The organism is Rhizobium sp. Root1203, from assembly GCF_001424945.1.
GTDB lineage: Bacteria > Pseudomonadota > Alphaproteobacteria > Rhizobiales > Rhizobiaceae > Rhizobium.
Genome location: NZ_LMCW01000067.1, coordinates 32,750 through 56,532 on the forward strand (window position 1 = coordinate 32,750; position 23,783 = coordinate 56,532).

Here is a 23,783-nt window from a genome sequence, read left to right on the forward strand (position 1 = left end):
ACAGTCCCGGTCTTGTATTTTCAACTTCGGAAGCGAGGGCGGTTGATCGTCCGACTTCTTGAAACATGGGGATGGGGCAGGGAACGCTGCTCTAACGGCGAAAAACCCAGACCCGATCGAAACTTTGAATTGGAGGTCAATATGAACATCAAGAGCCTACTTCTCGGCTCCGCTGCTGCTCTCGCAGTAGTTTCCGGTGCTCAGGCTGCTGACGCTATCGTTGCTGCCGAGCCGGAACCAGTCGAATACGTTCGCGTTTGCGACGCTTACGGCACTGGCTACTTCTACATCCCAGGCACGGAAACCTGCCTGAAGATCGAAGGTTACATCCGTTTCCAGGTTGACGGTGGCGATCATCTGTCCGGCACGTCGGACTGGAACGCTAAGACCCGTGGTCAGGTTCAGTTCACGTCTAAGAGCGACACCGAATATGGTCCGCTCACCGGCGTCATCGTTCTGCAGGCCAATGCGAACAACGCAACGGACCAGAGCACGATCCTTGACTCGGCTTACCTCGACGTTGCAGGCTTCCGCGCTGGTCTGTTCTACAGCTGGTGGGACGATGGCCTGAGCGGCGAAACCGACAACCTCGCCAGCGGCTCGACCCTGCATAACTCGGTCCGTTATCAGTATGAGAACGGCGACTTCTATGCCGGTCTGTCTGTTGACGAGCTGGAAGATTCGATCCACGGCACGCGTGTTCAAACCAATGCTGACGGTTCGAACGGTCTCGGCGAAACCCGCAACAACGTTGGTATCGCTGCTGGTCTCGGCGGCAAGGCCGGCGCATTCAGCTATCAGCTGATCGGCGGCTACGACACCGACACTGAGGAAGGCGCTATCCGCGCCATGGGCACTGTTGCCTTCGGCCCCGGCACCTTCGGTCTCGCAGCTGCATGGGCAAGCGGCCCGAACGCCTACTACGAAGAGTCGGAATGGACGATTGCTGCAGAATACGCAATCAAGGCCACCGACAAGCTGACCCTGACTCCTGGTGTTCAGTACTTCGACAACATCCGCAATGGTAGCTACGGCGACGGCGGTGTAACGAACACGACGGACTTCTCGGATGTTGACGTCTGGAAGGCTGGTCTGACGGTTGATTACCAGATCGTAGAAAACTTCTACGCTAAGGCTTCGTTCCAGTATCAGGATCACACGAGTGCATCGGATGACGACGATAGCTTCTCGGGCTACTTCCGTCTGCAGCGTTCGTTCTAATCTGATCTGACTTCGGTCAAATCAGGAAAGCCCGGCTCTCGAGCCGGGCTTTTTGGTGTTCTGCAGGCAGCGTAGGACAAAAAATCTAGATGTCGGCCAGAAATGTCCTGATACGCTGAAGCACCGGCTCGATATGCAGTAACGGCGGGTGGCCCTGGCCGGGCGCCGACACCACGTTGAGTTCCGGATGGCGTTCGGCCATGGCCGCTACCGCGGCTTCGGAAAGCAGGGCAGAATTCTCGCCCCGGACGACCATCAGCGGGCAGTTGGAAAACGCATCGTACTGCGGCCAAAGCGTCGGGAGCGGTTTGCCGAAGTCGATCGACGTTAATTGTAGCGCGATGGCCGGATCGGCGTCGACAACAGTCCTTCCGTCGATCTCGCGGTATATGGCGACCGCCATCTCTTCCCAGTCGCGATCTGCAAGGGCAGGGAAGCGGGCAGCATGGCGCGCCTTGAGTATCGCGGCCGCGTCACTCCAATCCTTCGGGCCGGCCGCGCCATTGAGATCGTTGCGGATCTGGATCAGGCCCTCGGTCTCGATCTGCGGACCGATGTCGTTGAGAACGACGGCTGCAATCAGGTCCGGCCGCATCTCGATGAGGAAATGAAGGATCAAGCCACCCCGTGACGTGCCAATGAAGATCGCTTTATCGATCCCGAGATGGCTGCAGGCCGTCAGTACATCCTGTGCCTCGACCCGGAGATTGTAATTGGCCTTGTTGTCGTCGCGGTCGGACAATCCGCGACCGCGATAGTCCAGGGCGATGACGCGGCGCGGCGCGATTGCATCGTGAGAGAGATGCACCGCCAGTTGATGGAAGTCCCGGCTGTTGCGGGTCAGGCCGGGCAAGCAGATGACCGGCAGCCTCGCCTGCACGCCCGGTACCTGCGGATCGTAATCTCGAAGATGAAGCGTTAGTCCGTCGTCAGAAGGATAGGTCCGCCCGATAAGGCCTTGATGGGTGGTGTCCATGTGCGCTTTCCCCGTTGTGACGAAGAAACACTAGCGCCCTCCACGCGGTACGCAAACGCCTTACGATGGGCGTCCGCCGATCAGGTCGCGCTCGATGTCTGCAGGCTGGCCGAGGCGGGCCTTGTAGACCTCGTAGTTTTCCATGACGCGCTGGACGTAGTTGCGCGTTTCCGGGAAGGGGATGCGCTCGATCCAGTCGACGACGGCGTCGATCGACTTGCCGCGCGGGTCGCCATATCGGTCGAGCCATTCCGGCACCCGCTTCGGGCCTGCATTGTAGGCAATGAAGGTCATGATGTATGAACCTCCGAAGGCGTCGATCTGTTCGCCGAGATAGTGCGCGCCGAGAGTGGCATTATAGCCGGCATCCGCCGTCAGTCTGTCCTTGGAAAAGGCGATATTGTGCCGCTTGGCGATGGCCTTTGCGGTCCCCGGCAGTATCTGCAGAAGGCCCCTGGCATCTGCAACGGAGATGGCGGTTGGATTGAACGCACTTTCCTGTCGCGCGATCGCATAGGCAAGCGCCTTGCCTGAGCCCGCAATATTGGCATTGCCCGGAATGACGCCGAGCGGAAAGGCGAGGGCGGCAACGTCTATACCGCGAGCATAGGCCGTTTTGCCGATCTGCAGTGAAAGATGGTGGTCGCCGGAACGTTCGGCTTGGGCGCTGAGAATCGCCAGTTCCCCGGGGCTCTGCATCTGGTCCGCGAGCGCGAGATAGAGGCTGTTCGCGCGCCAGCCGTGGCCGGCGGCATCCAGCCGCGCGATCGCCTTGACGGCTTCCCGCGACTGGTAACGCTGGCGGTCAGCCGGCGACGGGGAGGGATAGCTGACGTTCAGCGTCTTGCGGCCGAGTTTCTCGCCGGCAAGTTGGCCGTAGAAGGTGGTCGGGTAGCCTGCGGCCTTGGCATAGAACTCACCCGATTGACCGGGCGCGCCGGCCTCCGCCGAGCGACCCATCCAATACCACGCGCGGGAAACCGAAATAGGACCGTTGGAAAAGTCGAGAATCTTCCTGAAATGGCTCTGCGCCGCCTTTGCGTCCTGTAATCCGCGAAGCGCATACCAACCGGCATGGAACTCGGCCTCGACGATGTCGGCCGGCGTCGTGGCGGCATAGTTGGCGGCGATGCGATATGCGGTCTTGAAGTCGCCCTGGTCAACCAGCCCGCGACTGACAATCCGCTGCTCGTTCCACCATTCGCCGGCATTGACCAGTTCGCCGCGGTCGCGCGGCATCTGCTGCAACAGCGTCGCGGCTTCCGCATATTTCTCTTGCTTGCGCAAATATTCGATGCGCGCGAACAGATAGCCCGGGTCGCCGTTCCACTTTCCATCGACGGAGGCAAGAAGCGCTCCGGCATTTGGCGCCTTGCCGATCACCGCGTCCCAGGCTTTGTAAAGCGACTGCGCTTGGCCGAGGTCGCCGAAGCGCTTCGCCTGTGCCGAGCGGTTGCGGTACATGAGGTACTCCATCCGCGCCTTGTGATCGGCGGCGGTGAGCAGGCCCGAAAACTCGGCAAGGATTTTGTCTTCTGTCGGCTTGTCCAGCCCATCGCCCCGCCAGACCTTGCGGATGTATTTGGCTGCCTCGTTCTGCTTGCCGGTTGCAACAAGCGCACGCGACAGGATCATCGTACCGGCGGTGGTCTCGGGTGCCGTCTCGCCGAAGGCGCTGAGCACGGCAGCCGGGGCAGGGTTCTCGTCGGAGAGCGCGCGCTCGGAATAGGCGCGCAGCTTTGCAAGGCCGGGCCAGCCCTGAAGCTCTTGTGCGGCGGCGGCGATCTCAACGGAGGGAACGCCTTTCTGACCGGACACGGCGATTGCCCAGGTCATGATATGCCGATCGAGAGTTCCCGGGCGCATGCGGTCGCGGATGGCCAGCGCCTGCATCGGATCTTTGGCGGAAAGCGCGTCGAGGCCGGCTTTGAGATCGTCGCTGACCGGCGCAACCGTCTGGCTTCGCGGTATGGAGCCGGTCACGATCGATTCCGGCATCGAAGTTTGCGGCAGGAAGCCGATCGGCTTCACATCGGGCACCGGAATGTCATCGGCCGGAAGCTGCGACGCGACGCTGCCCCACGCGGCGACCGAAAAGCCGAGGGCGGAGAGGATCAGGACAGCTCTCTTCATACCGGGTACTCTCAATGGAAACACGTCCTTCCATTTGGTCGGACGCATATTAACGAAACCTTACCGACGCGGTTAAATTTCGTTCACATTTGCTGTCGGAATTTGCCCCAAACAGACCTCTGCGCGCTTGTCGCAGCGTTTTCGCCGCACTATGGTGCGCTCCTCATATTCAAGGAATGCGGCCGAAGCATGGATTGCGGTCGTAAGGAGTTCTGCATGTTCCAGGGATCCATTCCCGCACTCGTCACCCCCTTCACAGATGCCGGACAGGTCGATGAGGTGGCTTTCGCCGCTCATGTCGATTGGCAGATCAAGGAAGGCAGCAGCGGTCTCGTTCCGGTCGGCACGACCGGTGAATCTCCGACGCTGTCGCACGCCGAGCACAAACGGGTCGTGGAACTTTGCATCGAGGCTGCCGCCAGGCGTGTTCCCGTCATGGCAGGGGCAGGGTCGAACAACACGCGCGAAGCCGTCGAACTTGCGCAGCATGCCGAAAAGGCGGGTGCGGATGCCGTACTGGTGGTCACGCCCTACTACAACAAGCCGACGCAGAAGGGGCTCTTTGCCCACTTCTCGGCGATAGCGGATGCCGTGGGGCTGCCGATCTATATCTACAATATCCCCGGCCGATCCGTCGTCGACATGACGCCCGAGACCATGGGCGCGCTTGCCAAGGCGCATGCCAACATCGTCGGCGTCAAGGATGCCACCGGCAAGATCGAGCGCGTCTCCGAGCAGCGTATTGCCTGCGGCAAGGATTTCCGGCAGTTGTCCGGAGAGGATGCAACGGCCCTCGGTTTCAACGCCCATGGTGGAATCGGCTGCATCTCCGTCACCGCGAACGTAGCGCCGCGCCTCTGTGCAGAATTCCAGGCGGCAACGCTTGCCGGCGACTACGCGAAGGCACTGGAATATCAGGATCGCCTCATGCCGCTACACAAGGCAATCTTCCTGGAGCCCGGTCTCTGTGGCGCGAAGTACGGACTTTCGAAGCTCGGCCGGATGAACCGGACCGTCCGCTCGCCGCTGATCTCCACGCTTGAGCCCGGCACCGAGGCCGCGCTGGATGCAGCGATGCGTCATGCCGGCTTGCTGAATTGAGCAAGTGAACTCGCCTCTTCACAAGAATGGGCCGTTCTCCTACATACGTGCACAAGAAATGAGGGCGCGGTTTTCGCGCCCGTAGGATTGGAATTTCGTCATGGCCCCCAAAGGCAGCCAGCGTGTCATAAAAAAGGTCGTGGCCGAAAACCGCAAGGCCCGGTACAACTACGAGATCATCGACACCTATGAAGCCGGGCTCGTTCTAATGGGTACCGAGGTCAAGTCGTTGCGCGAAGGTAAGGCGAACATTGCCGAATCCTATGCGTCTGACGAAGGTGGCGAGATCTGGCTGATCAATTCCTATCTGCCGGAATATCTGCAGGCGAACCGTTTCAACCACGAACCCCGCCGTCGCCGCAAGCTTCTGCTCTCGGGCAGGGAGATCAATCGGTTGCGTGCGGGAATCAATCGCGAAGGCATGACGCTCATTCCGTTGAAGATCTACTTCAACGATCGCGGTCGCGCCAAGATGGAACTCGCACTTGCCAAGGGCAAGAAGCTTCACGACAAGCGTCAGTCCGAGAAGGAACGCGATTGGAACCGGCAGAAGAGCCGGCTGCTCAAGGACAATGGCTGATCGGAGCCAGCAGGCCGGGTGCCGTCGCGGTGACGACCTGCCGGCGCTGAGATTGGCTTAGGTCTCGAAATCGCTTGATGCCGCCGCCGGTTCGCTCGGCCGTGGCGCCCGTTCCGAAGGATCGCGGCCGATTTCGCTCTTCAAGGACAGGAGATCGATGAAATGGTCGGCCTGACGGCGCAAATCGTCGGCAATCATCGGCGGCTGGGTGGCCATCGTTGAAATGATCGACACCTTGCGGCCTTTTCGCTGCAACGCTTCCACGAGCGTCGTAAAGTCGCCGTCGCCGGAGAATATGACCAGATGGTCGACGGTTTCCGATTGCTCCATGGCATCGATTGCGAGTTCGATATCCATGTTGCCCTTGATCTTGCGTCGTCCCATGGAATCCGTGAATTCCTTGGCGGGCTTGGTGACGACCTTGTAGCCGTTGTAGTCGAGCCAGTCGATCAGCGGGCGAATGGAGGAATATTCCTGATCCTCGATCAGCGCCGTATAGTAATAGGCTCGCAGAAGATATCCGCGCTTTTGAAATGCCTTGAGAAGTTTTCTGTAGTCGATATCGAAGCCTAGGCTTTTGGATGCGGCGTAGAGGTTGGCGCCATCAATGAAAAGAGCAATTTTTTCGCGTGGGTCAAACATTCCTTACCAATCCGCTTTGAGAAATCTAAATCGTCATAGCCAAACACCCGTAAAAACAACGAGTTATCTGAGAGACCGGAACAATTCTTAATTTATGAACTATTCATATAAGAGAGATTTAGGGCACGAATCGCGATATTCCAAGCAACTCTTGGTGGAAATCCCCGCAATATCTCTAAAATGGGAAGCTTCGGCACTCCCCCGAACGGAGTTTCACGAAAAACTTGAATTTGCCCGGTTTTAATTGTATCGCCGTGCTAATCCCGAGATCACGACCGCAAAGGACAGGCAATGGCCCGTGTCACAGTTGAAGATTGCATCGACAAAGTTGAGAACCGCTTCGAGCTGGTTCTGCTTGCCAGCCACCGCGCCCGGCTGATTTCCCAAGGCGCTTCGATCACCATCGATCGCGACAACGACAAGAACCCTGTCGTCGCACTGCGCGAGATCGCTGACGAGATGCTGTCTCCCGACGACCTTAAGGAAGACCTGATCCATTCGCTGCAGAAGCACGTCGAAGTGGATGAGCCCGAGCCCGATCCGGCAAGCCTCATCGCTGCCGGGGCCGCTTCCGGCGCCGAAGGCGAAGAGCAGGACGACGTGCCGGAGACGGTCACGTTCGATCAGATGTCTGAAGAAGAGCTGCTGGCGGGGATCGAAGGTCTCGTACCGCCAGAAAAGAGCGACGACTACTAAGAGAGCGACGGTTACCAATCGTCAATCTTGCATCGTTACTGCTTCGGCATATGATTGAATATCACGTGCGCCAATCTGTGATTGGCGCGCTTTTCTTTTGTAATGGAGTGGTTTCGGGATGATGCGGCAGTACGAGCTCGTGGAGCGGGTTCAGCAATACAAGCCCGATGCCAACGAAGCCCTGCTGAACAAAGCCTATGTCTATGCGATGCAGAAACATGGTCAGCAGAAGCGCGCGAGCGGCGATCCCTACATTTCCCACCCCCTCGAAGTCGCAGCCATACTCACCGACATGCATCTCGACGAGTCGACGATCGCGGTGGCCCTGCTTCACGACACGATCGAAGATACCACGGCGACGCGCGCCGAAATCGACGAGCTATTCGGAGAGGATATCGGCCGCCTCGTCGAGGGTCTGACGAAGATCAAGAAGCTCGATCTGGTCACCAAGAAGGCGAAGCAGGCAGAGAACCTGCGCAAGCTGCTGCTTGCCATCTCCGATGACGTCCGCGTCCTTCTCGTGAAGTTGGCCGATCGTCTTCACAACATGCGCACCCTTGACCACATGTCGCCGGAAAAGCGTGCACGCATTTCCGAGGAGACGATGGATATCTATGCGCCGCTTGCCGGCCGCATGGGTATGCAGGATATGCGCGAGGAGCTGGAGGACCTGTCCTTCCGCCACATCAATCCCGAGGCGTACGAGACAGTCACCAAGCGCCTTGAGGAGCTGTCACGGCGCAACGAAGGGCTTGTAAAGAAGATCGAGACCGAACTGCGCGATCTCCTGGTCGCCAGCGGGTTGACGAATGTCTATGTGAAGGGGCGACAGAAGAAGCCCTATTCTGTATTCCGCAAGATGCAGTCGAAGTCGCTGTCCTTCGAGCAGTTGTCGGACGTCTACGGTTTCCGCATCATCGTCGACGACATTCCCGCCTGCTATCGGGCGCTCGGTATCGTCCACACGCGGTGGCGTGTGGTGCCGGGACGCTTCAAGGATTACATCTCGACACCGAAGCAAAATGACTACCGCTCGCTGCACACGACGATCGTCGGGCCGTCGAGCCAGCGCATCGAGCTGCAGATCCGCACCAAGCGCATGCACGAGATCGCCGAATTCGGCATTGCCGCGCATACGCTCTACAAGGACGGCGCATCCAACGCCGACGGCGATATTCTGTCGCGTGAATCCAACGCCTATTCGTGGCTCCGGCACACGATCGAGGCACTGGCTGAAGGCGACAGCCCGGAAGAGTTCCTGGAGCACACCAAGCTCGAGCTGTTCCAGGATCAGGTTTTCTGTTTCACGCCCAAGGGCAAGCTGATTGCGTTGCCGCGCGGCGCCACGCCGATCGACTTTGCCTACGCAGTCCATACCAACATCGGCGACACCACGGTCGGCGCCAAGATCAACGGCCGCATCATGCCGCTGGTGACGCGGCTTGCAAACGGCGACGAAGTGGAAATCATTCGCTCAGGCGTACAGGTTCCGCCCGCTGCCTGGGAGGAAATCGTCGTCACCGGCAAGGCGCGCGCTGCCATCCGCCGGGCCACCCGCATGGCGATCCGCAAGCAGTATGCGGGGCTCGGCCATCGCATCCTCGAGCGGACGTTCGATCGCGCCGGCAAGATATTCTCTCGCGAGGCTATGAAACCCGCGCTTCACCGTCTGGGTCAGAAGGACGTCGAGGACGCGATCGCAGCCGTTGGCCGTGGCGAGATGTCTTCGCTCGATGTGCTGCGCGCAGTTTATCCCGATCACCAGGAAGAGCGGGTGACGGCGAAGCCGACCGGGGACGATGGCTGGTTCAATGTTCGGAGTGCGTCGGGCATGATCTTCAAGATCCCCGGCAAGTCGAAATCGGGCGAAGGCGCGCCGACGGAGATCGAAGCTGCCATCGGTGCCGATGCCGTTCCAATCCGCGGCATATCGAGCAGCGTGGATGTACAGTTTGCGCCCACCGGCGCAGTTCCAGGTGATCGTATCGTCGGGATCATGACGACGACGGACGACGGCAAGAGCATCACGATCTATCCGATCCAGTCGCCGGTACTGCAGCGCTTCGACGAGCAGCCGGATCGCTGGATCGATGTCCGCTGGGATCTGGACGAGGCAAACAAGTCCCGCTTCATGGCGCGTATCATGGTCAATGGGCTGAACGAGCCAGGCACCCTTGCAAAACTCGCCCAAACCGTGGCCGGCGTCGATGTGAACATTCGCGTGCTCAACACGATCCGCGTCGCGACCGACTTCACCGAGATGACCCTCGACGTCGAGGTCTGGGATCTTCGTCAGCTCAATCAACTGCTTGCGCAGCTGGCCGATCTGGATTGCGTCGCGACTGTACGCCGCCTCTACGAATAGGATCGGAGGGCGGCTTTTCTGCCACCTGCACATTTTGTGATCGTTTCATGACCGAAATCGCGCGGATAAAAGGCTAGACATGCACCAGGCGCATGCCTGACTGAGTGTTAGAGCGTTGGTAATCGCCACCGATAGCGCCTATCTTCTGGCCAACAAGAAATGAAACGAAGATGAGGCAAGCAGATGTTTACACCGATCAAGAAGTTCGCCCGCGCCCTGCGCGCTCCGAGTGCAGAAGAACGCGAATTGGCATACCTGAATGGCTCGTTTGACCGTATTGATCTCGAGTATCGCCAGCGCCAGGTTGACCGCGGTCTGTTCCGCAGCCGCTAATACCGGATTTATACTGGAAGAATGAAAGGGGCGGATTGCATATCGCGCCCCTGGTGAGTGCTCAGTCGGCTCCAATCAAATAGTGACTGAGGTGGTTTGACGCTCTTGTCATGCCGGTGCGGGTTGCACTACATACGCGCCATGTTGTTTCGACGTCGAAAACCAGCCGGATTTCGTGAAAAGTTGCGAGAGTTGCTTTGGCCCCGCAAGGGCTTCATGCGGCCGCCGCGCTATCTTGTGATGCGCGTATTGCGGCTGCGGGCGTCTCCGCACGCTGTTGCCATGGGAGTGGCCGCCGGGATATTCGTGTCCTGGACCCCTTTTATCGGCGTTCACTTCATCATGGCTTTTGTCCTGAGCTATCTGTTCTCCGGAAACATGGTCGCAGCCGCTCTCGGCTGCGCGGCATTCGGCAATCCGCTGACCTATCCCTTCATTTGGGGTACGACCTGGGAAATCGGTCATCTCCTGCTCAGCCGGAAAGACACACTGCAGGGCCATTCACTGGACCTGGCGCAGCTTTTCCATGAGCTTCGGTTCACCGAGCTTTGGCGCCCTGTCCTCGAGCCGATGCTGATCGGCTCAATTCCTCCGGCGCTGGTGACCTCCGTCATTCTCTATTTCGCGACCTTCTACACCGTAAAAGGGTTCCAGGGTCGACGCCGCGCCCATCTCTTGGAGCGGGCGCGCCTGCGTCTCTCCGTCCCCATGCAGGAAACCGTATGATCATCGGCATTGGCAGCGACCTGATAGACATCCGTCGTGTCGAGAAATCGCTCGAACGGTTCGGCGAGCGCTTTACCGGTCGATGCTTTACCGAGATCGAGCGAACGAAATCGGATCGTCGCGCCAACCGTGCAGCATCCTATGCCAAGCGCTTTGCGGCCAAGGAGGCCTGCTCCAAGGCATTGGGGACAGGTATTGCGCAGGGCGTGTTCTGGAAGGACATGGGCGTCGTCAACTTGCCGAGCGGCAAGCCGACCATGAAGCTCACAGGCGGAGCCGCCGATAGACTGCAGTCGATGCTGCCGGAAGGACATCGTGCCGCCATTCATTTGACAATTACTGATGATTATCCGCTTGCGCAGGCCTTCGTCATCATCGAAGCGCTGCCGGCAACTGCCTGAAGCAGCGACCTGTCGTCGCTTTTAACGTTCGCGCCATTGCCGCAATCGGCCGAAGCCGCTACAGAGAACCAAATAAGAGCTGCGCCTTCGAAGGTGCCCTGAAGGAATAGAACTGCGTGTCCGAAAAAGTTGAAACCAAGCCGAACGCCCTCTGGGAAAACATCAAGGTCATCGTCCAGGCGTTGATTTTGGCAATGGTCATCCGCACGGTCCTGTTCCAGCCTTTCACGATCCCTTCCGGTTCGATGATGCCGACGTTGCTTGTCGGCGACTACATCTTCGTCAACAAGTTCGCCTACGGCTATTCCAAGTATTCGCTGCCGTTCTCGCCGAACCTCTTCAGTGGGCGAATTTTCGCAAGCGAGCCGAAGCGCGGTGACATCGTTGTGTTCCGCTTCCCGCCGAATCCCGAGGTTGATTACATCAAGCGCCTCGTCGGCCTGCCGGGCGATCACATTCAGGTGACCGAAGGCGTGCTTTACGTGAACGGAAAACCCGTTCCCAAGGTACCGGACGGGACGTTCAATTCGGACTACGCGCAGGATCCGGGCCAGGACGTGCCTGTATTTCGCGAAACCCTGGACAACGGTGTGACATACGACACGCTTGACCAGTCTCCTGTTTCGCGCGGCGACAACACCCGCGAGTTCATCGTGCCTGAAGGCCACTACTTCATGATGGGCGACAATCGCGACAATTCTCTTGATAGCCGCTTCGATGTCGGCTTCGTGCCTGCCGAGAACCTCGTCGGTCGCGCCAGCGTCATCTTCTTCTCGCTCGGCAACGACACCTCGTTCCGCGAAATCTGGAAGTGGCCAGCCAACATGCGCTGGGATCGCCTTTTCAAGGGCGTTGAATGAACAAGGCGCAGACCCTCTCGGCGACTGACCGAACAAGGCTGGAAACCCTTATTGGTCATCAGTTCGCCGAGAAAGAACGCCTGGACCGCGCACTGACCCATGCCAGCGCCCGCACCCAAAAAGGCGGGAACTACGAGCGGCTGGAATTTCTCGGTGACCGTGTGCTCGGCCTCTGTGTCGCGGAACTGCTCTTTCGCACCTTCGGCGTGGCCACGGAAGGCGAGCTTTCCGTGCGGTTGAATCAGCTGGTCAGTGCGGACACCTGTGCTGAAGTTGCCGATGAGCTTGGGCTGCATCTTTTCATCCGCACCGGTGCAGACGTAAAAAAGTTGACCGGCAAGCGCATGATGAATGTTCGCGCCGATGTTGTCGAAAGCCTGATTGCAGCCGTTTATCTCGATGGTGGCTTGGAAGTCGCTCGGCGCTTTATCCTGAAGTACTGGGAGAAGAGGGCGACACGCGCGGATGGCGCGCGGCGCGACGCGAAGACGGAATTGCAGGAATGGGCGCACGCCAAATTCGCCGTGACGCCAGTATACCGGGTTGAAGAACGCACCGGACCGGATCATGATCCGCGTTTCAAGGTGACGGTCGAGGTTGCCGGCGTCCAGCCGGAAACAGGCGTCGAGCGCTCCAAGCGTGCTGCCGAGCAGGTAGCCGCCACGAAGATGCTTGAGCGCGAAGGCATTTGGCAGAAATCGTCTGCTGGAAATTGACAGGAACAATGACCGAAGAACACGACATGGCGGATGACGCCGCTGAACCAGTTGGTCCGACGCATTCCGGCTTCGTCGCCCTTATCGGGCCGACGAATGCCGGCAAATCAACGCTGCTCAACCGCTTGGTCGGTGCCAAGGTGTCGATCGTCAGCCACAAGGTGCAGACGACCCGGGCGGTCGTTCGCGGCATCGCGATCCACAACAACGCACAGATCGTGTTCATGGATACGCCAGGGATATTCAAGCCGCGTCGCCGGCTCGATCGGGCCATGGTGACATCCGCCTGGGGCGGCGCCAAGGATGCCGACGTGATCATGCTGCTGATCGACAGCGAGCGCGGCCTGCGCGGCGACGCCGACGCCATCCTCGAAGGTCTCAAGGATGTTCCGCAGCGCAAGATCCTGGCTCTCAACAAGATCGACCGCGTCAAGCGCGAGGATCTCCTGGCGCTGGCCTCGGCGGCCAACGAGAAGATTGCCTTCGATCAGACGTTCATGATCTCGGCCGAGAATGGTTCCGGTTGCGACGATGTGATGGACTACCTGGCGAAGACACTTCCCGAGGGGCCATGGTATTATCCGGAAGACCAGATCTCCGATCTTCCGATGCGTCAGCTTGCCGCCGAAATCACCCGTGAAAAGCTGTTTTTGCGGCTGCATCAGGAGCTTCCCTATTCGTCGCACGTCGAGACGGAAAAATGGGAAGAGCGCAAGGACGGATCGGTTCGCATAGAACAGGTGATCTACGTCGAGCGCGACAGCCAGAAGAAGATCGCCCTGGGCAAGGGCGGGGAAACAATCAAGGCGATCTCCACCGCATCGAGAAAAGAGCTGGCAGAAATTCTGGAGCAGCCGGTTCATCTCTTCCTGTTCGTCAAGGTCCGAGAAAATTGGGGCGACGATCCCGAGCGTTTCCGCGAAATGGGCTTGGATTTTCCACGCTGAGTGATCAGCAGAGCCGTTTGCCCCGCGATCGGCAAGTGTTTTGATTCTCTATAAAAATTTGTGAACGCGGGAACGAACTGCTGCGCAGCGTGTTTAAAAAGGCGGCGTCTCGACTTCGAGGTGCCGCTTTTTGGGATTCTGGGGCACGCATGGCAACTAGTCGACCGACGCATTCCTTCAAGACGCCGTGCGAGCAGTGTCCCTTGCGGCCGCTTCCGCAATTCCGGGAGTTCACGGGCGAGGAACTCGAATTTGTTTCGAAGTTTAAAAAAGGTGAACTTGCGGCGGATGCCGGGACGACGATCCTGGTGGAAGGCGCACATAGTGCGCATTTGTTCACAGTGCTGTCAGGCTGGGGCTTTCGCTACAAGACGCTGGAAGACGGCCGGCGGCAGATCCTGAATTATGTGATGCCGGGTGACCTGATCGGACTTCAAGGGACGATCATGGGGGAGATGCAGCACTCTGTCGAGGCGCTGTCGCCGGTCTCGCTCTGTGTCTTCGAGCGCGACAAGCTGATGACCCTGTACAACAAGCATCCCTCGCTCGCGTTCGACATCACCTGGATTGCAGCGCAGGAAGAGCGGATGCTCGACGAGCATCTCCTCAGTATCGGTCGACGCACAGCCTTGGAGAGGGCCGCCTATCTCATCGCCTTCCTGTTCCAGCGGGGCAAGCAACTGAAGCTTTTCAGCGAGCACAGCGCCATTCCCATAACCCAGCAACATATTGCGGACACGCTTGGCCTGTCGATCGTTCACACAAACAAGACTTTGAAAAAGCTTGCAGTTCGTCGATTGATCCGATGGCAGGAACGCGCGTGCGAAGTGCTTGATGGCGATGCGCTGATGGATATTGCCGGCTGGGAGGGACTGGACGGAAAGCCGCGCCCGTTCCTGTGAGCTGTCAGATCTCTATGTCTTTTTTAAATGCAATTCGAGGAGCTGGACCATAAAGTATTATGCGTGCCATTTTTTCTCCGGTTTTGCTTCTTATCGACCGAGACGAAAAAAGCGGCTATGCAAGCAAGGATAGCATGGGCTGTTCGACCAAAGGGCGTCAGAGGTGAGAATGCTGGTTAAGTGTGCGAGGCGCGCGGAAAGCGATGTCCAGAAGCGGGCATGCCGATTATGAGCGTGAGGCGTGTTCTGATTCTTGAGGACAGCTTGATCATCGCGATGGAGGCAGAGGATATTCTGCGCACCGTCGGAGTCGAGACGATCAGCATCTGCAACAGCATCAGTCAGGCAATGGAAGCCATCACGGCCGACCTCTATGATTTTGCGTTGCTGGACGTCAATCTCGGGGACGTGATGAGCTTCGATTTCGCCCGCCACCTGGTGAGCGTCGAAATCCCTTTCGGCTTTGTCAGCGGTTATTCCGACACGCTTGATTTTCCGGAGGACCTGCAAGACAGGCCGCTTCTCGTCAAGCCGTTTGACGAAACGGCGATGCGGGAATTTCTACGACGGCTTTCCCTCTCCGAAGTTTGATTGCGTTTCATGACAGACCTGTCGTCTTGCGCTAGGATAGGTTTGCTGGCGTGAGGTTTAATGTGCGATGCAATGGCAGGATCGGGCGATCATTCTGGGTGTCAAACGCCACGGCGAGACGACTGTCATCGTTGAGGTAATGACGCCGGAGCGGGGCCGACACCTCGGAATGGTCAGGTCCGGCCGTTCCCGCGCGATGCAGCCTGTTCTGCAGCCGGGCAACGAGGTTGAGGTCACCTGGCGCGCGCGCCTCGACGAGCATCTCGGGGAATTCCGTATCGAACCAGTGAGATTGCGTGCAGCCCGTCTGATGGAGACGGCAACAGCAGTCTATGGGGTTCAGGCTATGGGCGCATTGCTGCGGCTACTGCCCGAGCGGGATCCGCATCCGCACCTCTTCGAAGCGCTCGAAGTCATTCTGGAAAACCTGCACAATCCTGCAGACGCCGGCGAACTGTTCGTCCGCTTCGAGCTGGCCGTGCTGAACGATCTCGGCTTTGGCCTTGACCTCAGCGAATGCGCGGCAACCGGCACCCGCTCCGACCTTGCCTATATCTCGCCGAAATCCGGCCGTGCGGTGAGCCGCGCCGCCGGCGCGCCATGGGCTGACAAGATGTTCGCCCTGCCGCCGTTTCTGGGCACGGAGCAAAGGCAGGCCGCCGATTTCGAGAGTCTTGCGGCCGCCTTCCGATTGACCGCCTTCTTTCTGCATCGTCACGTCTACGAACCGCGCGGCGTGGAAGCCGCCGACGCGCGCGAAGGCTTCGTGCAGGCCGCTCTCAAGGCGCTGCGACAGCCTGTCCGCAAGGCTGGCGAGCTATCGGCCTGACCTGATTGTTTTTCACCGCTGCATGACGCTTTTCGAATCTCGCGCTTTACCGGGGTCGCGGGTCTTCCTATCTGGCTGACGTGATGCTTGTCGCCGAAGGAGGACACGATGCTGACGAAGCCTGATACGCAGACGACGATGGAGCTTTGGAATGGGCGCAGAATTCCGCGCCTTGGGATGGGGTGCTGGGCGATTGGCGGCCCATTCTATGCAGGCGATACGCCGCTCGGCTGGGGTGATGTTGACGACAACGTGTCGATAGCCGCAATCGATCGGGCCATCGAACTCGGCATCCGTTTCTTCGATACTGCGTCGAATTATGGGGCAGGGCACTCCGAAGAGGTTCTGGGTCGCGCGATAGGCCCCCGCAGCGACATCCTCATTGCCACCAAATTCGGATTTGCGACCGATCCCGCGACCAAGCAGGCCACCGGGGCTTTTGCCGATGCACCGTTCATCCGCAGTTCGGTCGAGACATCTCTGCGCCGCCTGAGGCGCGAACGTCTCGATCTGCTTCAGTTTCACCTCAACGACTTTCCGCTCGATCAATCGGACGACGTCTTCGATACGTTGGAGACATTACGCGGCGAGGGCAAGATCGATGCATTCGGCTGGAGCACCGACTTCGCAGACCGTGCGGCACGTCACGCGACGCGCCGAGGGTTCGTTGCGGTACAGCACACGATGAATGTGTTCGAGCCGGTGCCGGAGATCGTTTCTGTAATCGAGCGCCACGGCCTGGTATCGATCAATCGCGGGCCCCTGGCGATGGGGTTGCTGAGCGGCAAGTTCACCCCCGACAAGGTGGTCGGCGACAAGGATGTGCGCGGCGCAAGCCTCGATTGGATGGTCTACTTCAAGGATGGTCGGATCGCCCCCGAATTTGCGAGGCGACTGGACGCGGTGCGCGACCTGCTGACGTCAGGCGGCCGAACGCTGAGCCAGGGCGCGCTGGCATGGCTTTGGGCTCGCTCGCCGCGCGCGCTGCCGATCCCTGGTTTCCGCACGATAGCGCAGGTCGAAGAGAACGCCGGGGCGCTGGCCAAGGGACCATTGTCTGCCGAAGTCATGAGCGAAATCGACGCGGTCCTGTCGCGTACCTAGGCTCGGTGGCGGACTTTCAGCGCCCAGCCTCCCGGCCGCTCTTCGAGGACCTTCACTGGGTCGCCGACGGCAATCCGGCCTTCGGCACGAGGGGTGACGTTCCAGCCGAAGAGTGGGCCGGGAACGCGGCGGTCTGCGGACATGCGGATGCGGCCCATGGCGGGCATCGGATTGGGGACTTCGCGCGAGCCGGTTTGCTGGTCCTGGGTGGTCATGATGCAGCGGGCGCAAGGCTTGACGAGATCGAAGCGGATTCCGCCGATCTCGATTGCCGCCCAGCGGTCCTCCGGCCACGCTTCCTCCGTGTCGATGACGATGTTCGGGCGAAAACGTTCCATCCCGACGCTACCTTCGCCGTGCGCCTCCAGGTCCGCATTCAACGCCTTCAGCGATCCCGTCGTGGTTACGAGAATCTGGTACCCGTCTGCAAAAGCGACCGGGGTGCCGTCGCCCGCCCATTCCGCGCTCGCGGTGCGCCTGGCGTCGTCGTCGAAGAAGACGATCCTGACATCGCGGCCAAGCCACTGCGAAAGCGTTCGATTGCTGTCGTCGTCTGCAAGCCCTGCGCTGACGATAGTTTTCCAGATCGAGACATCGATACGGCGGTCGGCGCTTGGCAGCGAGACCACCGTTTCCTTGTCCGCCATAGACAGTCGCAGGGAAGAGGCATCCGCCCGTACCTCGATACGGGCGAGTTCAGGCAATTCACGCTGGGTGATGAAATGCCCGTCCGGATCGGTCATCATGGCGCGGCGGTCGCCGGGTAATCCGAAAGCATCGATCTCGGCGCTCGGAAGGGCAATGCCGCGGCCACTCTTGAGCGGATAGATGAAGAGATCGCTGACGCGCATCGGATACTCCTAGATTTCGTCCATGAAGGCTTCGAGAAAGTCTCGTAGCCGCTTATCGCGTTCTGCTGCAAGAGCCCGGCCGGCGTCGGTCTTGAAGCCATCGGCCAGCTTGAAAAGCTTGGTCTGGAAATGGTCGATGACGTAGCGGCGGTCGTCAAGGGGCCGATGGCTGCCGGCTGGATCGAAGGGATCGTAGAGCGCCGATGACATCCGCCCGCCGATATAGAAGCAGCGTCCGGCGCCCACCATCCCGATCGCATCGAGCCGGTCGGCATCCTGCAGAATCTTCGCCTCGATCGTCTCGGGTTCGATATTGGCGGAAAAGCTGTGTGTCGTCACCGCGTGAGCGACCGCAGCAATGTCCGATGCATCCCATCCGAGGTCCGCAAGGACGCCGGATGCCTTCTCCGCGGCAAGTGCCGAAGCCTGCGCGCGAAACGGCGAACTCTTCTCGACAGCGACGCAGTCGTGCAGCAGAACCGCGGCAGCGAGGATCCTGGCATCTCCGCCCTCACGTGCCTGGATCCGCATCGCGTTTTTGAAGACGCGCAGGATATGCGCGAGATCGTGAGAACCGTCATCGCCTTCATGCGAGTATGGGATGAGTTGCGCTGCAAGCGTTTCAAAGGGGGAAAAGGCCTTGGCCTCGAACATGGTGCACCTGACAGGGATGGCGATGCCCCTTTCATAGAGGCGGCCTGACCGAGTCGCAATGAACGGGTCAACTCGCCTTGGCATTGCCTCGCGGCAGGCTGAGCAAGGAGGGCACCTCTGCGACAGGGCGGGGTGGGCTGATATGATAGCCCTGTATTTCGTCGCAAGCCTCTTGCTCCAGCAACGCCAGTTGCTCTGCCGTTTCCACACCCTCGACGGTCACGCGCATGCCAAGGGCATCGCCGAGAAGGATGATGGCCCGCATGATTGCAAAGGCCTCCCTGTTCTGGACAATGTCGGTCACAAAGGACTTGTCGATCTTGATTTTGTCGAAGGGAAAGCTGCTGAGATAACTCAACGACGAATAGCCAGTGCCGAAATCATCCATGGCGACCCGGATGCCGCGCTTCTTGAGGGCGTGAAGAATGGGCAGAGCCTCATCCATGTTTTCCATCAGCACGTTTTCGGTGATTTCGACCTCCAGTCGTGCCGGCGACAGCTGCGAGGCTGACAACGCTGCCGAAACATCCTCCGGCAGGTTGCCGTGGGTGAACTGGATCGGCGAAACGTTGACGGCAACCTTGATGCTGTCAGGCCAGTGTGTTGCGTCGGAGCATGCCTGCTTCAATACCCACCGCCCGATGTCGACGATAAGGCCCACCTCCTCGGCAAGCGGAATGAACTCCATCGGGGGCACACGGCCCCTGGTGGGGTGATTCCATCGGATCAGCGCCTCAAAACCGCAGATGCGCTTTTCCGCGATATCGTAGAGCGGTTGATAGTGAAGCTCGAACTCCTCTTTCTGAACGGCCTTTCGAAGGTCGGCCTCGAGAGCAAGGCGCTCCTCGAGTTGTGCTTCCATCGCGCTCGTAAAGAAGCGCTCGCCTCTTCTGCCCGCGGCCTTGGCGTGCGAGAGCGCGACGCCCGCATGTTTCAGCAGGGTTTCGGTATCGGCACCGTCCTGCGGGCTGATGGCGATTCCCATGGACACGCTGAGTTCGACCGCAGTCTCGCCGCGGAAGAACGGCTCCGACAACTCGCGGCGGATCTGCTCGGCGAGCGCCGTGACATTCCAGGGCTGCTGCCGTCCGCATTGAAGTATCGCGAACTCGTCGGACCCGAGGCGCGCGAGCGTACTGCCTTCGCCGACCGAGAACCGCAGTCGTTCCGCAACTCGCCGCAGGATCCTGTCGCCGGCTGAGATGCCGAGCGTATTGTTGACGGACTTGAACCGGTCGAGGTTGAGATGGACGAGGGCGATGTGCTCGTCAGCCTTGCGTACAGCGAGAGCGGCATCGATGCGCTCGCGGAAGCTGATGCGGTTCGGCAGGCCGGTCAAAGGGTCGTGATGCGCGAGATACGCAATGCGTTCGGCTGCCTTGCGATCTTCGGTGATGTCGGCATGGATCGAGATGTTGCTGCCGTCGGCAAGGATCGTGACGACACTTTGAATGATTCGTCCGTCATTCATGATCCATTCGCGACGGCGAATGCGGCCATTGTCCGAGCCGGGGTCGCGCTCACGCCCGGCCTGGCGCCAATCAGGAGTTTCGGTGCCGTCGATCTTGGCGATCAAGGAAACGATCGATGCCCCAGGCGCGGCCTCTTCTTCGCTGAAACCGAATAACTGACGGAAGCGGACATTGGACACGATCAATCTCTGCTGTGTGTCGAAGACACTGAGCCCGAGCGGCAGGTGATTGAGAACGATGTCGAATAGCCGCCTCTGTTCCTGGAGGTCGTCGCGCGCCGACGACAAGGTGGCTTTCAGGGTTTCGTTTTCCTGAATTGCAAGATGGCCACCGTTCGCTCCTTCGCTCTGGCCGCCCGGCTGATTGCGGTAGGTGGCGAGGACGAGTTCCATCAGGCGCTTGGCATCGACGCTGCCGTCCTGGTTCAGCGACGCTGCACATTGTTGCCGGAAAAGCGCTTCAGCGTCCATGTGCCGAGGGTTCCGTATGGGCGCGAAGCTGAACGATGGAATGCTTCAACGGCGTTTCCAGCATTCTCTTTCGATGCGGCTTGCAGGACATGCAAAGAAATTCCTGAAATCTGACGTGCCGATATACAATTTTTAATTGAAATGCGGATGGTCGGGTTGTCGATCGATAATCTCCCGGTCTCATTAATATTCGGTTGCAACGACAAAATATATCGGGGGCGTACTATATTTCGTGGGCGCTGGGAGCTGGCTGCGAAGAGGAACGTCGACACCCATGTAACACTCTGTCAATTATCGTTAATGCGGTATTAACAACTTATTGACCGCAGGCGCAAATCAGTTTACCTGAACCAATTAGTTGTGATTTTCCATATTTGTATTGCGTACAAACATCACCGTATAGCGGTGAACGGAGGTTTGTATGAGCCGTGTTTCATCTGCCAGCGATACATCGTATGCGTATCTGGCGACACTCTCGAGACTGGACATCAATGGCGACGGCGTGTTGAGCCGTGGCGAAAAAGCGGCTGATGACAAGCCCGGAATTCTGAAGCAGCTGAATGAAGGCGAGGAAACCCAAGAACCCTCGCCGAAACTCTCCAGCGGCGTGCTTGCGTTCATGATGGGAACGCAGGAGGTCGGCAGCCTGAACTTTTCTTCACAGCGTCAGAACAACGTGTCCGACGATCTGTATAGGAATACCTACGGTCAGTACGATCTGGATATCGCTTCCTGATCGAAAACTGCTGCCATCTTTTGGAGCCGGCCCCGTGGCCGGCTTTTTCTTTGCCCCTATAGCGGGAACCCACTGTAGAGCCTGTGCGTTTCGCCTCGACCGGCCAAAGGAGGGAATCCCGTGAGAACGATGCATTTGATTGCACTGGCGAGCTTTGTTGCCATCACCACTGCCGCACTGGCTCAGGACAAGCAGACAGCCGTCGCGAATTTCATAGGCAAGGATGGCAAGGAGACCGGACGCGCATCCATCACCGCCGCCGTGAGCGGCGGCGTGATGATCGAACTCGAAGCGTCAGGTCTTCCCGCCAACAAGTGGGTGGCGTTTCATGTTCACGAGATCGGCAAATGTGACGCCTCGAGCCACCATGAGTCGGCCGGCAAGCATTTCAATCCGACCAACGCGGAGCATGGTTTTTTGGCAGCTAAAGGTCCGCATGCAGGCGACATGCCGAACCAATACGTCGGCCAGGACGGTGTCCTTAGGGCTCAGGTCTTTGACGGCATGGTGTCGCTCGACGGGAAAGAGGATGGCATTCGCGGACGTGCATTGATGATTCATGCAAATTCGGACGACTACCGCAGCCAGCCTGCCGGTGATGCCGGCGAGCGCCTCGCCTGTGGCGTTATCAAGTAGAGCCGTCAACTGTAGTAGAAACGCTCGGCGTACCACCTCCGGGAAGCCATGGGCTTCTCGGTTGCCAGCCAACGCGCGATGTCGCTTTCTTCGAGCAATTCCGCTGTGGCACTGTCCTCCAGCCCGACAAAGATGAGGTTGGTGTTTTCGCGAAGGCGCGATTCCGCTGTTCTCGCTATCCGACCCTCGTTGCCGGCGTGCACGATGTTCATTCGGACGTAGAAGAACTCGGGACGATAATCCGTTTCGCTTGCTTCGTGAAACGCGTGAGCGACGTCGATGACCGATTCTACAGGCCCGCTGTAGGCTGTGATTGTCTCGTTGAGGCCGAATGTCGCGCCGTAAAGTGTCACGGAACGGAAAGGGACGGAACTCATTGCACCATTGGTCAGATCCACCTGTTGACCGAAGGAGGTGGTGTCGGAACCGTTGAGTGCGCCACGGAAAAAATAGGAGAATCGTTCCCGGGTGATGTAAACCGCCTGCCAACTGAAACGCGCGCAATCCTCTTGCTTGTATGCGACGTTCTTCAATGCGCCGAGGCATCGGACAAATGTATCGCGGTAGTCCGGCAGTGACATCGATTAATCTCCTTACACGGGAGAAAACAGATGTCGGCTTAAAACGTTCCGCCTTTGCCGATCGGTTGGCCGGGTTTGCGGATGATGAGCGTACGGGCACGCTCGCGTCGACCTGTGGGATACATAGCCGTCAAACGGCTATCGATCTTGTGGCGCCCCGAGCGTCAGGACGAACGGTGCATTGCCGTCCGCATCGGCGCCACGCCCGATCGCACGTACGGCATCGGTCAGCCGTCCATTCCGGCCGAGGATCGCATCGCCGATTTCGATGATCCGCATGTTCGGCGTCGCAAACGGCGATGCCTCACGGAGACGGTGGGCGAGCGCCTCCTCGCTCTGGTCCGGCACCAGGCAAAGAGCGGCAATCAACGCCGCCGCCGGCGAACGCGAGACGCCCATCCAGCAATGAATGAGAAGAGGTGCGCCCTGATCCCAATGCCTGGAAAAGTCGATGAGTTGGCGAACATGTGTTTCGCCGGGGGCAATGAGGTTGCCTGTTCCCTTGAAAGTGATGTCGTTCATGTTGAGAAGCAGGTGACGGTGCGCCTGGATGACGGCGGGCCTGTGGAAAGCCTGTTCCTTCGCCATCAGGCTGATCATCTCACGGGCACCGTGCCGCACCGCCATTTCGGCGATACGTGCAAGCGGCGCAACGACGATCGCGTTCATGATGTACGCCTCAGGACCTCGAGCGCGTCGAAACGCTCGCAGAAGAGCCGCTGGGCTTCGATCGCCGGCAAGGGATTGATCAGCAGCATCCCCTTGGTGATGCCGCGCGGCCGACCGAAGAACTTCTGGGCTTCCGTCGCGCTGAACCCTGCGAGTTCCGACGCCTCGAAGTAGGCGGCAATCCTGTCGGCCTTCTTGATCCTGTCTTTCAGCTCGCGCGAAGGGTGGGGTGGCAGGCCGAAACGCAGGTGGATCGCCGCCTCCAGCCGCTTCTCGACCGCTTTGTACCCGCCCCCGACGACCGACTTGAAAGGTGAGATCATATCGCCGATCACATATTCCGGCGCATCGTGCAGCAGGGCCATGAGGCACTCCTCGGGCGATGCCCCGTCGAGCCGCCGGAAGATGTCCTCAACGACAAGGCTATGCTGGGCGACCGAGAAGGCGTGGTCGCCTGAGGTTTGCCCGTTCCATCGCGCAACGCGCGCAAGACCATGGGCAATGTCGCCGATTTCCACGTCGAGAGGCGAGGGGTCGAGCAGATCGAGCCGGCGGCCCGAAAGCATGCGCTGCCAAGCGCGCGGAGCCTTA

26 protein-coding genes are annotated in these 23,783 nt (G+C 59.2%); 17 read left to right on the forward strand and 9 right to left on the reverse strand.

Annotation, left to right across the window (positions count from 1 at the left end; all coding sequences use genetic code 11):
* The first annotated feature begins 141 nt into the window (after window positions 1-141).
* Entirely contained in the window at window positions 142-1,221 is a 1,080-nt protein-coding gene (locus ASC97_RS29625) for a porin (RefSeq protein ID WP_057471910.1), read from the forward strand.
* An 85-nt stretch (window positions 1,222-1,306) separates the two neighbouring features.
* Here the strand turns inward: ASC97_RS29625 and ASC97_RS29630 are convergent, their stop codons facing one another.
* Entirely contained in the window at window positions 1,307-2,197 is an 891-nt protein-coding gene (locus ASC97_RS29630) for an alpha/beta fold hydrolase (RefSeq protein ID WP_057471911.1), read from the reverse strand.
* Window positions 2,198-2,257: 60 nt separating this feature from the next.
* The gene (locus ASC97_RS29635) at window positions 2,258-4,330 is read right to left on the reverse strand and encodes a lytic transglycosylase domain-containing protein (protein ID WP_057471912.1); all 2,073 of its coding nucleotides are present in this window, start codon (window positions 4,328-4,330) and stop codon (window positions 2,258-2,260) included.
* Window positions 4,331-4,546: 216 nt separating this feature from the next.
* On the opposite strand from ASC97_RS29635, the gene dapA reads away from it, so the two are divergent.
* On the forward strand, window positions 4,547-5,431 hold the full coding sequence (gene dapA, locus ASC97_RS29640) for a 4-hydroxy-tetrahydrodipicolinate synthase (RefSeq protein ID WP_057471913.1): 885 nt from the start codon (window positions 4,547-4,549) through the stop codon (window positions 5,429-5,431).
* 100 nt (window positions 5,432-5,531) lie between these two features.
* Window positions 5,532-6,011, forward strand: coding sequence for an SsrA-binding protein SmpB (gene smpB / locus ASC97_RS29645; protein WP_057471914.1), 480 nt, complete (start codon window positions 5,532-5,534; stop codon window positions 6,009-6,011).
* Window positions 6,012-6,068: 57 nt separating this feature from the next.
* Here smpB and ASC97_RS29650 read toward each other — a convergent pair whose 3' ends face one another.
* Window positions 6,069-6,653 carry a LabA-like NYN domain-containing protein gene (locus tag ASC97_RS29650; RefSeq protein WP_057471915.1) on the reverse strand — a complete coding sequence of 195 codons (585 nt, stop codon included), beginning with the start codon at window positions 6,651-6,653 and terminating at the stop codon, window positions 6,069-6,071.
* Window positions 6,654-6,944: 291 nt separating this feature from the next.
* Between ASC97_RS29650 and rpoZ the strand changes: the two genes are divergently transcribed.
* From rpoZ to ASC97_RS29705, 12 genes are all read left to right on the forward strand, one after another.
* Complete coding sequence (rpoZ, locus tag ASC97_RS29655) at window positions 6,945-7,349, forward strand: DNA-directed RNA polymerase subunit omega (RefSeq protein ID WP_057471916.1); 405 nt, start codon at window positions 6,945-6,947, stop codon at window positions 7,347-7,349.
* A 118-nt stretch (window positions 7,350-7,467) separates the two neighbouring features.
* Window positions 7,468-9,714, forward strand: coding sequence for a RelA/SpoT family protein (locus ASC97_RS29660; protein ID WP_057471917.1), 2,247 nt, complete (start codon window positions 7,468-7,470; stop codon window positions 9,712-9,714).
* A 183-nt stretch (window positions 9,715-9,897) separates the two neighbouring features.
* Window positions 9,898-10,047 carry a DUF3563 family protein gene (locus ASC97_RS33695; protein WP_082530229.1) on the forward strand — a complete coding sequence of 50 codons (150 nt, stop codon included), beginning with the start codon at window positions 9,898-9,900 and terminating at the stop codon, window positions 10,045-10,047.
* Between the two features lie 141 nt (window positions 10,048-10,188).
* The gene (locus tag ASC97_RS29665) at window positions 10,189-10,773 is read left to right on the forward strand and encodes a DUF2062 domain-containing protein (protein WP_057472077.1); all 585 of its coding nucleotides are present in this window, start codon (window positions 10,189-10,191) and stop codon (window positions 10,771-10,773) included.
* Entirely contained in the window at window positions 10,770-11,174 is a 405-nt protein-coding gene (gene acpS / locus ASC97_RS29670; RefSeq protein WP_057471918.1) for a holo-ACP synthase, read from the forward strand. The genes ASC97_RS29665 and acpS overlap by 4 nt, the downstream gene beginning before the upstream one ends.
* Window positions 11,175-11,290: 116 nt before the next feature.
* Window positions 11,291-12,034, forward strand: a complete 744-nt coding sequence (gene lepB, locus ASC97_RS29675; RefSeq protein ID WP_057471919.1) for a signal peptidase I — start codon at window positions 11,291-11,293, stop codon at window positions 12,032-12,034.
* Window positions 12,031-12,750, forward strand: a complete 720-nt coding sequence (gene rnc / locus ASC97_RS29680; RefSeq protein WP_057471920.1) for a ribonuclease III — start codon at window positions 12,031-12,033, stop codon at window positions 12,748-12,750. Before lepB ends, rnc begins: the two co-directional genes overlap by 4 nt.
* Window positions 12,751-12,758: 8 nt before the next feature.
* On the forward strand, window positions 12,759-13,697 hold the full coding sequence (gene era, locus ASC97_RS29685) for a GTPase Era (protein WP_057471921.1): 939 nt from the start codon (window positions 12,759-12,761) through the stop codon (window positions 13,695-13,697).
* 149 nt (window positions 13,698-13,846) lie between these two features.
* Window positions 13,847-14,599, forward strand: a complete 753-nt coding sequence (locus ASC97_RS29690; protein ID WP_057471922.1) for a Crp/Fnr family transcriptional regulator — start codon at window positions 13,847-13,849, stop codon at window positions 14,597-14,599.
* Between the two features lie 219 nt (window positions 14,600-14,818).
* Window positions 14,819-15,190, forward strand: coding sequence for a response regulator (locus ASC97_RS29695; protein WP_082530230.1), 372 nt, complete (start codon window positions 14,819-14,821; stop codon window positions 15,188-15,190).
* A gap of 67 nt (window positions 15,191-15,257) precedes the next feature.
* Window positions 15,258-16,019, forward strand: coding sequence for a DNA repair protein RecO (gene recO / locus ASC97_RS29700; protein ID WP_057471923.1), 762 nt, complete (start codon window positions 15,258-15,260; stop codon window positions 16,017-16,019).
* A 108-nt stretch (window positions 16,020-16,127) separates the two neighbouring features.
* On the forward strand, window positions 16,128-17,123 hold the full coding sequence (locus tag ASC97_RS29705; RefSeq protein ID WP_057471924.1) for an aldo/keto reductase: 996 nt from the start codon (window positions 16,128-16,130) through the stop codon (window positions 17,121-17,123).
* Here ASC97_RS29705 and ASC97_RS29710 read toward each other — a convergent pair.
* From ASC97_RS29710 to ASC97_RS29720, 3 genes are all read right to left on the reverse strand, one after another.
* Window positions 17,120-17,974, reverse strand: coding sequence for an MOSC domain-containing protein (locus ASC97_RS29710; protein ID WP_057471925.1), 855 nt, complete (start codon window positions 17,972-17,974; stop codon window positions 17,120-17,122). The two genes, ASC97_RS29705 and ASC97_RS29710, sit on opposite strands and share 4 nt — an antisense overlap.
* Before the next feature lie 9 nt (window positions 17,975-17,983).
* On the reverse strand, window positions 17,984-18,628 hold the full coding sequence (locus ASC97_RS29715; protein ID WP_057471926.1) for an HD domain-containing protein: 645 nt from the start codon (window positions 18,626-18,628) through the stop codon (window positions 17,984-17,986).
* Between the two features lie 67 nt (window positions 18,629-18,695).
* Entirely contained in the window at window positions 18,696-20,570 is a 1,875-nt protein-coding gene (locus ASC97_RS29720; protein ID WP_057471927.1) for a putative bifunctional diguanylate cyclase/phosphodiesterase, read from the reverse strand.
* A gap of 421 nt (window positions 20,571-20,991) precedes the next feature.
* Between ASC97_RS29720 and ASC97_RS29725 the strand changes: the two genes are divergently transcribed.
* Both ASC97_RS29725 and ASC97_RS29730 read left to right on the forward strand, forming a co-directional pair.
* Window positions 20,992-21,306 carry a hypothetical protein gene (locus ASC97_RS29725; protein ID WP_057471928.1) on the forward strand — a complete coding sequence of 105 codons (315 nt, stop codon included), beginning with the start codon at window positions 20,992-20,994 and terminating at the stop codon, window positions 21,304-21,306.
* Between the two features lie 129 nt (window positions 21,307-21,435).
* The gene (locus ASC97_RS29730; RefSeq protein WP_443216793.1) at window positions 21,436-21,942 is read left to right on the forward strand and encodes a superoxide dismutase family protein; all 507 of its coding nucleotides are present in this window, start codon (window positions 21,436-21,438) and stop codon (window positions 21,940-21,942) included.
* A 5-nt stretch (window positions 21,943-21,947) separates the two neighbouring features.
* Here the strand turns inward: ASC97_RS29730 and ASC97_RS29735 are convergent, their stop codons facing one another.
* The 3 genes from ASC97_RS29735 to ASC97_RS29745 all read right to left on the reverse strand — a co-directional run bounded on the left by ASC97_RS29735 (window position 21,948) and on the right by ASC97_RS29745 (window position 23,758).
* Complete coding sequence (locus ASC97_RS29735) at window positions 21,948-22,523, reverse strand: hypothetical protein (protein ID WP_057471930.1); 576 nt, start codon at window positions 22,521-22,523, stop codon at window positions 21,948-21,950.
* Between the two features lie 138 nt (window positions 22,524-22,661).
* Window positions 22,662-23,192, reverse strand: a complete 531-nt coding sequence (locus tag ASC97_RS29740) for a tyrosine phosphatase family protein (protein WP_057471931.1) — start codon at window positions 23,190-23,192, stop codon at window positions 22,662-22,664.
* On the reverse strand, window positions 23,189-23,758 hold the full coding sequence (locus ASC97_RS29745) for an HD domain-containing protein (protein ID WP_057472079.1): 570 nt from the start codon (window positions 23,756-23,758) through the stop codon (window positions 23,189-23,191). Before ASC97_RS29745 ends, ASC97_RS29740 begins: the two co-directional genes overlap by 4 nt.
* Window positions 23,759-23,783 lie beyond the last annotated feature (25 nt).